Source organism: Rhodococcus aerolatus, assembly GCF_054783215.1.
This window is the reverse complement of sequence record NZ_BAAGQZ010000033.1, coordinates 20,013-32,890: the sequence shown is the minus strand read 5'-3', so window position 1 is coordinate 32,890 and position 12,878 is coordinate 20,013. Positions and strand designations below refer to the sequence as shown.

Sequence of the window (12,878 nt, the reverse complement as noted above, 5' to 3'; positions counted from 1 at the left end):
CGGGCCGGCCCCGCTTGACCCCGGTGTCGAACGCGTGTTCGATCGACCCGTGAGGTGGGACGCGCAACGGGCGGTGGCCGGGGAGGTCGTGGGCACGGCCGTGCTGCCGGGCATGCCGGGCTCGTTGCGCACCGTCACCTCGCCGGAGTTCGCCGGGGTCCGGTTCCACGAGGTGGCCGCCCGCTCCCTGCTCAACCGGGTGCCGGGTGGCTCGACGATGCCGTTCGGCTGGACCGTGAACCCCTACCGCGGCTGCAGCCACGCGTGCACCTACTGCTTCGCCCGCGGCACCCACGCCTACCTCGAGCTGGACACGGGACGGGACTTCGACGCCGAGGTCGTGGTCAAGGTGAACGCGGCGGAGGTCCTCGCCCGCGAGGTCGCCCGGTCGGGGTGGGCGCGCGAGCACGTCGCGATGGGCACCAACACCGACCCCTACCAGCGCGCGGAGGGCCGCTACCGGCTGATGCCGGGCATCCTCGACGCGCTGCACCGCTCCGGCACGCCGTTCTCGGTGCTGACCAAGGGCACGCTGCTGCGCCGGGACCTGCCGCTGCTCGCGCGGGCGGCGCAGGACGTGCCCGTCGGCATCGGGGTCTCGCTCGCCCTGCTCGACCCCGACCTGCACGCGACCCTGGAGCCGGGCACGCCGACGCCGCGGGCCCGCCTGCAGCTCGTGCGCGAGGTCCGTGCGGCCGGTCTGCCGTGCGGGGTGTTCGTCGCGCCCGTGCTGCCCCACCTGACCGACTCGGTCGAGCAGCTCGACGCACTGCTCGGCGAGGTGGCCGCCGCGGGCGCCACCGGGGTCAGCTCGGTGGTGCTGCACCTGCGCCCGGGCACGCGGGACTGGTTCCTGGGCTGGCTCAGCCGCACGCGGCCCGACCTCGTCGAGCGCTACGCCCAGCTCTACGCGGGCGGCGCCTACGCCGACCGCGGCTACCGCGCCGTGCTGGCCCGCCGCTGGCAGCGTCTCGTCGCCCGCCACGGCCTCACCACCGGGCGGACCCGCGAGCCCGGGGCGACCCCGGGGGAGGACGACGCCGACTTCCCGGCGGGTGCCCTGCCGCAGGCCTCCCGCCCGTCGACCGGGGCCGGCCCGCCGCCGCAGGAGGAACAGCTCAGCCTGCTCTGACCTGTCGGCCGAGGCCGGAGTGACGCAAACAAGCATGCTTGCTTGTTTGTCGGCGGTGACGCACACTCGTCCGCGTGAGCACCGTCACCGAGGGGCCGCGGGCCGCCGCGGCGGAGCGGCCGCGCCAGACGCAGGCCGACCGCAGCCGCGAGACCCGGGCCAAGCTGATGGCGGCCGTCGTGGAGTGCCTCAACGAGGTCGGCTGGGCGGGCACCACCACCACGCTGGTGTCCCGGCGCGCCGGGGTCTCCCGCGGGGCGCAGCTGCACCACTTCGCCACCCGGGGCGAGCTGGTCGCCGCCGCCGTGGAGCACCTGGGCACGGCCGGGGTCGCCGAGCTGCGCCGCTCGGCCGAGGCCCGCTCCGACCCCACGCTGCAGGACCGGTCCACCCGGACCCGGGCCGTCGTCGACCTGCTGGTCGGCACCTACCTCGGCCCGATCTTCGCCGCGGCGCTCGAGCTCTGGGTGGCCGCCCGCACCGACGCGGCGCTGCGCACCGTGGTCGAGCCGCTGCAGGCCCGGCTCGGCGCGCAGAGCCACCGCCTGGCGGTCGAGCTGCTGGGCGCCGACGAGTCCCGGCCGGGGGTGCGGGAAGCGGTGCAGGCCACCCTCGACCTGGCCCGCGGCCTCGCCCTGGCCGACCAGCTCGTCGACGACAGCGCGCGGCGCGCCCGCATCGTCGACCAGTGGGCCGCCCAGCTCGACACGGTGCTGCGCGGTCCGGCGTGAGCCCCGCCGACGCGGTGCTGGCCGACCTGCGGGCCGAGGGTGACGCCCTCGACGCGCTCGTCGCCCCCCTCGACGCCGCCGGCTGGGCCACGCCCACGCCCGCCGCCGGCTGGGACGTCGCGCACCAGGTCGCCCACCTCGCCTGGACCGACGAGGCCTCCCGCCACGCGGTCGACGGCGGCGCGGGGTGGCAGGCGCTGCTCGCCCGGGCGGCCGAGGACCCCGCCGGGTTCGTCGACGCCGCGGCCGACGAGGGCGCGCACCGTCCGCCCGAGGAGCTGCTCGACGGCTGGCGCGACGGCCGTCGCGCGCTCGCCGCGGCGCTGGCCGCCGTGCCCGACGGGACCCGCATCGCGTGGTTCGGCCCACCCATGAGCGCGGCGTCGATGGCCACGGCCCGGCTCATGGAGACCTGGGCGCACGGCCGCGACGTCGCCGACGCGCTGGGGGTTGCCGTCCCCGTCACCGACCGGGTCCGCCACGTGTGCCACCTGGGGGTGCGCACCCGCGGGTTCGCCCACGTGGTGCACGGCCTCGACGTGCCCGAGGGCGACGTCCGCGTCGAGCTGACCGGACCGTCGGGCGACACCTGGACCTGGGGCGCGGCCGACGCCGCCGACCGCGTCACCGGGCCGGCCGAGGACTTCGCCCTGCTCGTCACCCAGCGCCGCCACCGCGACGACCTCGCCCTCACCGCCACCGGCGCCGGGGCGCAGCGGTGGCTGGGGATCGCCCAGGCCTTCGCGGGCGCGCCGGGCCCCGGGCGGGAGCCCCGGTGAGCGCCCCGCTCCGCATCGGCAACGCCTCGGGCTTCCTCGGTGACCGGTCCGACGCCGTGCACGAGATGCTCACCGGCGGCGAGCTCGACGTCCTCACCGGCGACTACCTGGCCGAGCTGACCATGCTCATCCTCGGCCGCCAGCGGGCGAAGGACCCGGCGCGCGGCTACGCGGGCACGTTCCTGCGGCAGATGGAGCGCGACCTCGGCACCGCGGCCGAGCGCGGCGTCCGCGTCGTCAGCAACGCCGGCGGCCTTAACCCCGCCGGGCTGGCCGACGCGCTGCGCGCCCTCGTCGCCCGGCTCGGCCTCGACCTGCGGGTGGCCCACGTGGAGGGCGACGACCTGCTGCCCCGCGCGGGCGAGCTCGGCCTGGACGGTGCGCTGACCGCCAACGCCTACCTGGGCGGGTTCGGCATCGCCGCCTGCCTCGACGCCGGCGCCGACGTCGTCGTCACCGGACGCGTGACCGACGCCTCGCTCGTCGTCGGACCGGCCGCGCACCACTTCGGCTGGGGGCCCGACGACCTCGACGCGCTCGCCGGCGCCGTCGTCGCCGGGCACGTCGTCGAGTGCGGCACCCAGGCCACGGGCGGCAACTACGCCTTCGGCGCGCGCCACGACGTCCGCCACCCCGGCTTCCCGCTGGCCGAGGTCCACGCCGACGGCAGCGCCGTCATCACCAAGCACCCGGGCACCGGGGGAGCGGTCACCGTCGGCACCGTCACCGCCCAGCTGCTCTACGAGGTCGACGGGGCCCGCTACGCCGGGCCCGACGTCACCACCCGCTTCGACACCGTCCGGCTCGAGCAGGAGGGCCCCGACCGGGTGCGGGTGAGCGGGGCCGTGGGCGAGCCGCCCCCGCCGGAGCTCAAGGTCTGCGTGAACACCCTGGCCGGGTTCCGCAACGAGATGACCTTCGCCCTCACGGGTCTCGACGTCGAGGCCAAGGCGGAGCTGGTGCGCGGCCAGCTCGAGGACGGCCTCGCCCGGCGACCGTCCGGGGTGGGCTGGACCCTGTCGCGGCTCGACGTGCCCGACGCGCCCACCCAGCAGCAGGCCACCGCGCTGCTGCGCTGCGTGGTCACCGACGACGACCCGGCGGTGGTCGGGCGGGCCTTCTCCGGCGCGGCCGTCGAGCTCGCGCTCGCCTCCTACGCCGGGTTCCACGTCCTGGCCCCGCCCGGGGACGCCGCGCCCCGGCCCCGCTACCGCCCGGCGTTCGTGCCCGCGGCCGAGGTCACCCACACCGCGGTGCTGCCCGACGGGACCCGACGCGACGTGCCCCACCCCACCCGGACCCGGGAGCTCGCGCCCGTGCCGGAACCCGCGCTCCCCCCGGCGCCCACGGCCGGGCCCACCACCCGCGCCCCGCTGGGCGCGCTGCTCGGCGCCCGGTCCGGGGACAAGGGCGGTGACGCCAACGTCGGGGTGTGGGCGGAGACCGACGCCGCCTACGCCTGGCTCGTCCGCACCCTCACCCCGGAGCGGGTGGGCGAGCTGCTGCCCGAGGCCGCCGGGCACGTCCACCGCACCGTCCTGCCGCACCTGCGTGCGGTGAACCTGGTGTGCGAGGGGCTGCTCGGCCACGGCGTCGCCGACGCCCACCGGTTCGACCCCCAGGCCAAGGCGCTCGGCGAGTGGCTGCGCAGCCGCGTCGTCGACGTCCCCGACGAGCTGCTGCAGGAGCGCCCGTGACCACCACCGCCCCGCCCCCCGCCGCGGGCACCACCCCGGCCCCGGCCGACCCGTACGCGACCCCCGAGCGCGTCGCGCTGCGGGAGACCGTGCGCCGCTTCGTCTCCCGCGAGGTCGTGCCGCACCTGGAGCAGTGGGAGGCCGAGGGCGAGCTGCCCCGCGCGCTGCACCGCCGCGCCGCCGAGCTGGGGCTGCTGGGCCTCGGGTTCGACGAGTCGGTGGGGGGCAGCGGGGGCGACCTGCTCGACGTCGTCGTCGCCACCGAGGAGCTGATCCTCGCCGGCGGCAGCTCCGGGCTCGTCGCCGGGCTGATGACCCACGGCATCGCGCTGCCGCACCTCGTCGCCCAGCACGACCCGGCCCAGGTCGAGCGCTGGGTGCGGCCCACCCTCGCCGGGGAGCTGATCGGCTCGCTCGGCATCACCGAGCCCGACGGCGGCTCCGACGTGGCCGGCCTCCGCACCACCGCGGTCCGCGACGGCGAGCACTACGTGGTCAACGGGGCCAAGACGTACATCACCTCCGGCACCCGGGCGGACTTCGTCACCACCGCGGTGCGCACCGGCGGGCCCGGGTACCCCGGGGTGAGCCTGCTCGTGGTCGAGCGCGGCACCCCCGGCTTCACCGTGACCCGGCGGCTGGCCAAGATGGGCTGGCACTGCTCGGACACCGCCGAGCTCTCCTACGTCGACGTGCGGGTGCCCGTGGCCAACCTCGTCGGCGCCGAGGGCAGCGGCTTCGTCCAGATCGCGCAGCAGTTCCAGAACGAGCGGATCAGCCTCGCGGTGCAGGCGTGCGCGACCGCCCAGCGCTGCCTGGACCTCACCGTGGCGTGGGCACGGGAGCGGGAGACGTTCGGCCGCCCCCTGATCACCCGGCAGGCCGTGCGCCACACCCTCGTCGAGATGCGCAGCCGCACCGAGCTGGCCCGCACCTACACCCGGGCGCTCGCCGTCCGGGTCGCGGCCGGCGAGACCGACATCGGTGCGGTGTGCGTGGCCAAGAACTCCGCCTGCGCCGCCGCCTCGTTCGTCGTCGACGCCGCGGTGCAGCTGCACGGCGGGGCCGGGTACATGGCGGGCACGGAGGTGGAGCGGCACTACCGCGACGCGCGGATCCTGCCCATCGGCGGCGGCGCCACCGAGGTCATGACCGACCTCGCGGCCAAGCAGTGGGGGTGGTGAGGTGCCCGTCCTGACGTCCACCGTGGACCGCGGCTCGGAGACGTTCCGCGCCAACCACGAGGCCTCGCTGGCCGCCCTGGCCGTGGTCGAGGCCGAGCACGCCACCGCCGTCGCCGGGGGCGGGGAGCGCTACACCGCCCGCCACCACGCCCGCGGCAAGCTGCTCGCCCGCGAGCGCGTCGAGCTGCTCCTCGACCCGGGCAGCGCGTTCCTGGAGCTCTCCACCCTGGCCGGGTGGGGCAGCGACTTCACCGTCGGCGCGTCGCTGGTCACCGGCATCGGTGTCGTCGAGGGCGTGGAGTGCCTGATCTGCGCCAGCGACCCCACCGTCCGCGGCGGGGCCAGCAACCCGTGGACGCTGCGCAAGCAGTTCCGTGCCAACGAGATCGCGCGCACCAACCGGCTGCCCGTCATCACCCTGCTGGAGTCCGGCGGGGCCGACCTGCCCACCCAGGCGGAGATCTTCGTGCCCGGCGGGGGGCTGTTCCGCGACCTGACCCGGCTCTCCGCCGCCGGGGTGCCCACCATCACCGCGGTGTTCGGCAACGCCACCGCGGGAGGGGCGTACGTGCCGGGGATGAGCGACCACACGATCCTCGTCGACGGCGGGGCCAAGGTCTTCCTGGCCGGTCCGCCCCTGGTGAAGATGGCCACCGGGGAGGACGCCGACGACGAGACCCTGGGTGGGGCGCAGATGCACGCCCGGGAGTCGGGGCTGGCCGACGCGGTCGCGGTCGACGAGCACGACGCGCTGCGCCTCGTGCGCCGGGCGGTGGCCCGGACCAACTGGCGCAAGCAGGGTCCCGCCCCGGCGCCCGTCGTGGAGCCGGTGCTCGACCCCGAGGACCTGCTGGGCATCGTGCCCGCCGACCTGCGCGTGCCGTTCGACCCGCGCGAGGTCATCGGCCGCCTCGTCGACGGCTCCGAGTTCGACGAGGTCAAGCCCGGGTACGGCGACAGCCTCGTCGTCGGGTGGGCGCGGCTGCACGGCTACCCCGTCGGCATCCTCGCCAACGCCCGCGGTGTGCTGTTCAGCGAGGAGGCGCAGAAGGCCGCCCAGTTCATCCAGCTCGCCAACGCCGCGGACACCCCGTTGCTGTTCCTGCAGAACACGACCGGGTACATGGTGGGCAGCGCCTACGAGCGGGCCGGGATCATCAAGCACGGCGCGATGATGGTCAACGCCGTCGCCAACTCCACCGTGCCGCACCTGACCGTGACGATGGGCGCCTCCTACGGGGCCGGCAACTACGGCATGTGCGGCCGCGCCTACGAGCCCCGGTTCCTGTTCACCTGGCCCGGGGCGAAGTCCGCGGTGATGGGCCCGGCGCAGCTGGCCGGGGTCATCTCCATCGTCGGACGGCAGGCCGCGGCCGCCCGCGGGGCGGAGTTCGACGAGGCCGCCGACGCCGGCATGCGGGCCGCGGTGGAGGCGCAGATCGAGTCGCAGTCGTTGGCGCCGTTCATGTCCGGCCGGCTCTACGACGACGGCGTGATCGACCCGCGCGACACCCGCACCGTGCTGGGGCTGTGCCTGTCCGCGATCCACTCCGCCCCCGTGTCCGGGGCGCGGCACTACGGCGTCTTCCGGATGTGAGCGCGGTGACCATGAGCACCACCCCGATCCGCCGCCTGCTGGTGGCCAACCGCGGCGAGATCGCCCGCCGCGTCGTCGCCTCCTGCCGCGCCCGCGGCATCTCCCCCGCGGTGGTGTTCTCCGACGCCGACGCGGGCGCACTCGTCCTCGACGAGGTCGACGTCGCCGTGCGGCTGCCCGGCTCGACCCCGGCGCAGACCTACCTCGACGTCGACGCCGTCGTCGCCGCGGCCCTGGCGTGCGGGGCGGACGCGGTCCACCCGGGCTACGGGTTCCTCTCCGAGAACGCCCGCTTCGCCCGGGCCGTGCTCGCCGCAGGCCTGACCTGGGTGGGGCCCACCCCGGAGTCGATCGACGCGATGGGGTCCAAGGTCGCCGCGAAGATCCTCGTCGCCGGCGCCGGGGTGCCGGTGCTGGGGGAGCTCGACCCGGACGCCGTCACCGAGGCCGACCTGCCGATCCTGGTCAAGGCCTCCGCCGGTGGGGGAGGCCGGGGCATGCGGGAGGTGCGCGCCCTCGGCGAGCTGGCCGACGCGGTGGCCGCCGCCCGGCGCGAGGCCGGCTCCGCCTTCGGCGACGACACGGTGTTCTGCGAGCCGCTGCTCACCGGGGCCCGCCACGTCGAGGTGCAGCTGCTGTGCGACACCCACGGCACCGTGTGGACGCTGACCGAGCGGGACTGCTCCGCCCAGCGCCGCCACCAGAAGATCGTGGAGGAGAGCCCCGCGCCGTCGGTGGACGCCGCGACGCGCACCCGGCTGCACGACGCCGCCCGGGCCGCCGCGGGGGCGCTGGGCTACGTGGGCGCGGGCACCGTGGAGATGCTGCTGGCCGACGACGGCCGGCTCGCCTTCCTCGAGGTCAACACCCGGCTGCAGGTGGAGCACCCCGTCACCGAGGCCGTGCACGGGCTCGACCTCGTCGGCTGGCAGCTCGCGATCGCCGAAGGAGCCGCGCTGCCCGCCGAGCCGCCGCCCGCCCGCGGGCACGCCGTGGAGGCCCGGCTCTACGCCGAGGACCCCGCCGCGGGGTGGGCACCGTCGGCCGGGGTGCTGCACCGGTTCCACGTCCCCGACGTCGACACCACCTTCGCGCCGGCGCCGGGGGAGACCGGGCTGCGGCTGGACAGCGGCGTGGCCACCGGCGACGTGGTCGGCACCTTCTACGACCCCATGCTGGCCAAGGTGGTCGCGCACGGCCCGGACCGGGCCACCGCGCTGCGCCGCCTCGTCGCCGCGCTGCGGGGCACCCGGGTGGACGGCCCCGCCACCAACCGGGAGCTGCTCGTCGGCCTGCTCACCGACCCGCTGTTCGCCGGGCCCGGCTGCGACACCGGCTGGCTCGACCGGGTCGACCCGGCCGGGATCGTCGTGGGCCCCACCGCCGAGGAGGTGGCGGAGGGTGCGCTGGCCGCCGCGGTCGCCCTCGCCGAGCGCGGCCGGGCCGCGGGGCGGCACGCCGCGCTGTCCACCGGGTGGCGCAACGTGGCCTCCGCGCCGACCGTGACCCGGTTCCGCCGCGGGGACGACGACGTCGTGGTGCGCCACGCCGTGCGCCGCGGGGTGCTGCACCACGAGACCGAGGCCCTGGGTGACGTCGTCCTGGTCTCGGCCGCGCCGGAGCGGGTGGTGCTCGAGCGCGGCGGGGTCCGGCGCGCGCACCACGTCACCGCCCACCCCGGCGGGCTCGTCGCCGTCGACTCCCCGGGCGTCGCGCTGGGCCTGGCGCTCGTGCCCGCCCTGCCCGAGCCGACCGTGGTGCTGGCCCCCGGCACGCTGCTGGCGCCCATGCCGGGCTCGGTGGTGCGGGTCGGTGCCGCGGTGGGGGACGTGGTGGCCGCGGGGGCCGAGCTGGTGGTCCTCGAGGCGATGAAGATGGAGCACCGCGTGCTCGCGCCCACGGCGGGCACGCTCACCGAGGTCGGCGTCACCGCCGGCCAGCAGGTCCAGGCGGGCGCCGTGCTCGCCGTCATCAGCACCAGCACCGACAGCAGCAGCACCGACCGAGGGAGCACCCCATGACCACCGCGACCGCCCAGACCCCGTTCCTGGAGAGCCCCGAGCGCCGCGACCTGCGCGAGGCCGTGCACAAGCTCGGCCGCGGCTTCGGCCCCGAGTACGTCCGCGGCTGCGTCGAGGAGGGCCGCAAGACCACCGAGCTGTGGCAGGCCGCGGCCGCGGCCGGCTACCTCGGCGTCGCCGTCGACGAGCAGTGGGGCGGCGGCGGCGGTGACGTCGGCGACCTGGCCGCCGTGTGCGAGGAGCTCTCCGCAACCGGGTCCCCGCTGCTGCTCATGGTCGTCTCGCCCGCCATCTGCGGCACCGTCATCCAGCAGTTCGGCACCCAGGCCCAGAAGGACCGCTGGATGCCGGGCTTCGCCGACGGCAGCCTCACCATGGTCTTCGCCATCACCGAGCCCGGCGCCGGCTCGAACTCCCACAACCTGGCCACCAGCGTGCGTCACGACGCCGACACCGACGAGTACGTCATCTCGGGCCAGAAGTACTACATCTCCGGGGTCGACGAGGCCAGCCACGTGCTCCTCGTCGCCCGGCACCGCCAGCCCGACGGCACCCTCGGCCTGCCCTCGGCGTTCATCGTCCCCACCGACGCCCCGGGCTTCACCAAGCAGGTCATCCCCATGGACATCCGGATGCCGGAGAAGCAGTTCACGCTGTTCCTCGACGACGTGCGGGTGCCCGCCGACGCGCTGGTGGGCGACCCGTCGGCCGGGCTCGCGCAGCTCTTCGCCGGGCTCAACCCCGAGCGCATCATGGGCGCCTCCTCCGCGGTGGGGATGGGGCGGTACGCGCTGGACAAGGCGACCGACTACGCCCGCACCCGGGAGGTGTGGGGCACGCCGATCGGGGCGCACCAGGGGCTCTCGCACCCCCTGGCGCACGCCAAGATCCAGCTCGAGCTGGCCGCGCTGATGACGCAGAAGGCGGCCGCGCTCTACGTGGCCGGGGCGAAGGGGGCCGGGGAGGCGGCGAACATGGCCAAGTACGCCGCGGCCGAGGCGTCCATCCTGTGCGTCGACCAGGCGGTGCAGACCCACGGCGGCAACGGTCTGGCCACCGAGTACGGCCTCGGCTCGCTGCTGGTCGGCTCCCGGCTGGCGCGGGTCGCCCCGGTCAGCCGGGAGATGATCCTCAACTACGTCAGCCAGCACTCCCTGGCGCTGCCGCGCTCCTACTGAGGACGGCTCAGGCCGGTGCGGGCGTGCGCAGCTCGGTCGCCCACAGCAGCACGCCCGCGCCGCCGATCACCGCGCCGGCCAGGCACACCCCGCCCCACCCGGCGGCGTTGTACAGGAACGCCGACAGCCCGCTGCCCAGCGCCCCGCCGACGAACGTGGTGGTCAGGTACGCCGTGGTCAGCCGCGAGCGGGCCTCGCCGTCGAGGGAGTAGATCACCGACTGGTTGAGCACCTGGTTGCCCTGCACCCCCGCGTCGAGCACGACCACCCCGAGCACCAGCAGGACCAGCGAGGTGCCGCCCAGGTAGAGCACGGCGAAGGAGGCGGTGAGCAGCACCAGCCACCCCCCGGTGCCCCAGCGCGTCCACCCCCGGTCGGCGATGCGGCCCGACACCTGCGCGCACAGCGCCCCGGCCACCCCGGCCAGGCCCAGCAGGCCGATCGCGGCCTCGCCGTAGCCGTAGGGCGGGCCCGACAGCAGGAACGCCACCGCGGTCCAGAACACCGAGAACGCGGCGAACCCGACCCCGCCGTAGGCGACCCGGCGGCGCAGCACGGGGTAGGTGCGGAACAGCGTGAGGATGGACCGCAGCGCGGCGCCGTAGCGCAGGTCGCTCGCCGGGGCCACCTGCGGCAGCCGCAGCCGCAGCACCACGGCCAGCACCACCATGAGCACCGCCGCGACGACGAAGACCGCCCGCCAGCCGCCCACCGCCGCGATGACGCCGGCCAGGGTGCGGGCCAGCAGCACGCCCAGCAGCAGCCCGCTCATCACGGTGCCGACGACCCGGCCGCGCTCGGCGTCGCTCGCCAGGGTCGCCGCGAAGGGCACCAGCACCTGCGCGACCACGCTGGTGACCCCCACCGCGGCCAGCGCCACGGCCAGCGTCGAGATGCCCGGCGCCGCCGCGGCCCCGGCGAGGGCCAGGGTGGTCACCACGAGCACCGTGGTGACCAGCCGCCGGCGGTCCAGCAGGTCCCCGAGCGGGACCAGCAGCACGAGGCCGACCGCGTACCCCAGCTGCGTGGCGACGAGCACCAGGCCCGTGGTCCCGGGCGAGGCCCCGAGGTCGGCGGAGATGGTGTCGAGCAGCGGCTGGGCGTAGTACAGGTTCGCCACCGCGGCACCGCACGCCACCGCGAGCAGGACGACGAGAGCCCGGGACACGCCGCGCCCGGGTCCGGTGTCGGGGCCGGCGCCCGCGTCGGTGGTCGGAGCGGCCGTACTGTCCTGGGTCACATCCGGCCATCCTCGTCCGACGCCACCCGGACCGCTGTGCGGCGCAACGAGACCTGCGCCACCCGGTCGCGCTACCGTCCGCGGGCCACCGACCGACCACCCCCGGGAGCCCCCGTGCGCGCCACCCCCCGCCCCGCCGACGCCACCCCCCGACGCCGGTGAGGGCCGTGCGCTGCGCCGGCGGCCGGCTCGACGTCGTCGACCTCCCCGCCCCGCGCCCCGGGCGCGGCCAGCTCGTGCTCGACGTTTTGCGCACGGGCATCTGCGGGTCGGACCTGCACGCCAAGGACCACGCCGACGAGCTCGACGCCGTCATGGTCGAAGTCGGGTACGACGGCTCCATCCGCTCCGACCGGCCCACCGTGCTGGGCCACGAGATCTGCGGGACCGTCACCGAGCGCGGCCGCGGCGTGCCCCGGGGGCTGGCCGAGGGCACCGTCGCCGTCACCTTCCCCCTGCTGCGCACCGCCGGGGCGGTGCACCTGACGGGCCTCTCCCCGCTGGCGCCGGGCGGGTACGCCGAGCAGGTGCTGGCCCAGGGCTCGATGACCCTCGCGGTGCCCAACGGCCTGGCCCCCGAGGTGGCGGCGCTCACCGAGCCGATGGCGGTGGCCCGGCACGCGGTCAACCGCAGCGAGGTCGGCCGGCGGGACGTGGCCGTGGTGCTGGGCTGCGGCCCGGTCGGTCTCGCCGTGGTCTGCCACCTCAAGGCCCGCGGCGTGCGCACCGTCGTGGCCAGCGACCCGTCCGCCGGGCGGCGCGCCCTGGCCACCCGGTGCGGGGCGGACGTCGTGGTCGACCCGGGCGTCGACTCCCCGTACGCGGCGGCGGGGGACCGCGGCTACCTGACGAGCGCGCCGGAGCTCTTCGAGCTCGGCGTCGGGTCCATGGACAGGCTCCGCCGGGTGCCCGGGTGGACGCACCTCTACCGCGCCGCGGAGGCGCTCGGCGTGGTCGACCTGAAGCGTCCCGTGGTCTTCGAGTGCGTGGGCGTGCCCGGGATGCTCGACGCGGTGCTCTCGGACGCGCCGCTGCACTCCCGCGTGGTCGTCGTCGGGGTGTGCATGGGCCCGGACACGATCCGGCCGTCGATGGCGGTGAACAAGGAGGTGGACCTGCGGTTCGTGCTCGGCTACACCCCGCTCGAGCTGCGCGACACGCTGCACCTGCTCGCCGACGGGGCCGTCGACCCCTCGCCCATGGTCACCGGCACGGTGGGGCTCGACGGGGTCGGGGCGGCGTTCGAGGCGCTGCGCGGGGCGGCGCACCACGCCAAGGTGCTCATCGACCCGCGAAGCCCGGCCACCGCGCCCTGACCG

At 76.4% G+C, this 12,878-nt stretch carries 10 protein-coding genes; 9 read left to right on the top strand and 1 reads right to left on the bottom strand.

Annotated elements, in window-relative coordinates:
• Window positions 1–49 precede the first annotated feature (49 nt).
• The 8 genes from ACYVOF_RS12880 to ACYVOF_RS12845 all read left to right on the top strand — a co-directional run bounded on the left by ACYVOF_RS12880 (window position 50) and on the right by ACYVOF_RS12845 (window position 10,319).
• Window positions 50–1,132 carry an Rv2578c family radical SAM protein gene (locus ACYVOF_RS12880; RefSeq protein ID WP_460867063.1) on the top strand — a complete coding sequence of 361 codons (1,083 nt, stop codon included), beginning with the start codon at window positions 50–52 and terminating at the stop codon, window positions 1,130–1,132.
• A 74-nt stretch (window positions 1,133–1,206) separates the two neighbouring features.
• Window positions 1,207–1,863, top strand: coding sequence for a TetR family transcriptional regulator (locus ACYVOF_RS12875; RefSeq protein WP_460867062.1), 657 nt, complete (start codon window positions 1,207–1,209; stop codon window positions 1,861–1,863).
• Complete coding sequence (locus ACYVOF_RS12870; protein WP_460867060.1) at window positions 1,860–2,642, top strand: TIGR03084 family metal-binding protein; 783 nt, start codon at window positions 1,860–1,862, stop codon at window positions 2,640–2,642. The genes ACYVOF_RS12875 and ACYVOF_RS12870 overlap by 4 nt, the downstream gene beginning before the upstream one ends.
• A complete protein-coding gene (locus ACYVOF_RS12865) occupies window positions 2,639–4,339 on the top strand; it encodes an acyclic terpene utilization AtuA family protein (RefSeq protein WP_460867058.1) in 1,701 nt (566 codons plus the stop codon). Before ACYVOF_RS12870 ends, ACYVOF_RS12865 begins: the two co-directional genes overlap by 4 nt.
• The gene (locus ACYVOF_RS12860; RefSeq protein ID WP_460867057.1) at window positions 4,336–5,523 is read left to right on the top strand and encodes an acyl-CoA dehydrogenase family protein; all 1,188 of its coding nucleotides are present in this window, start codon (window positions 4,336–4,338) and stop codon (window positions 5,521–5,523) included. Before ACYVOF_RS12865 ends, ACYVOF_RS12860 begins: the two co-directional genes overlap by 4 nt.
• 1 nt (window position 5,524) lies before the next feature.
• Window positions 5,525–7,120, top strand: a complete 1,596-nt coding sequence (locus ACYVOF_RS12855; protein WP_460867056.1) for an acyl-CoA carboxylase subunit beta — start codon at window positions 5,525–5,527, stop codon at window positions 7,118–7,120.
• Between the two features lie 11 nt (window positions 7,121–7,131).
• The gene (locus tag ACYVOF_RS12850) at window positions 7,132–9,141 is read left to right on the top strand and encodes an acetyl/propionyl/methylcrotonyl-CoA carboxylase subunit alpha (RefSeq protein WP_460867054.1); all 2,010 of its coding nucleotides are present in this window, start codon (window positions 7,132–7,134) and stop codon (window positions 9,139–9,141) included.
• Complete coding sequence (locus ACYVOF_RS12845) at window positions 9,138–10,319, top strand: acyl-CoA dehydrogenase family protein (RefSeq protein ID WP_460867053.1); 1,182 nt, start codon at window positions 9,138–9,140, stop codon at window positions 10,317–10,319. Before ACYVOF_RS12850 ends, ACYVOF_RS12845 begins: the two co-directional genes overlap by 4 nt.
• Before the next feature lie 7 nt (window positions 10,320–10,326).
• Here ACYVOF_RS12845 and ACYVOF_RS12840 read toward each other — a convergent pair whose 3' ends face one another.
• A complete protein-coding gene (locus tag ACYVOF_RS12840) occupies window positions 10,327–11,559 on the bottom strand; it encodes an MFS transporter (protein ID WP_460867051.1) in 1,233 nt (410 codons plus the stop codon).
• 158 nt (window positions 11,560–11,717) lie between these two features.
• On the opposite strand from ACYVOF_RS12840, the gene ACYVOF_RS12835 reads away from it, so the two are divergent.
• Window positions 11,718–12,875 (top strand): alcohol dehydrogenase catalytic domain-containing protein, encoded by a 1,158-nt coding sequence (locus ACYVOF_RS12835; RefSeq protein WP_460867049.1) that lies wholly within the window; start codon window positions 11,718–11,720, stop codon window positions 12,873–12,875.
• The last annotated feature ends 3 nt before the right edge of the window (window positions 12,876–12,878 follow it).

What these genes read in the sequence shown, in the direction of transcription:
- ACYVOF_RS12850 (WP_460867054.1), top strand. Translation starts at nt 7,132, where the DNA reads ATGAGCACCACCCCGATCCGCCGCCTGCTGGTGGCCAACCGCGGCGAG.
- ACYVOF_RS12845 (WP_460867053.1), top strand. Translation starts at nt 9,138, where the DNA reads ATGACCACCGCGACCGCCCAGACCCCGTTCCTGGAGAGCCCCGAGCGC.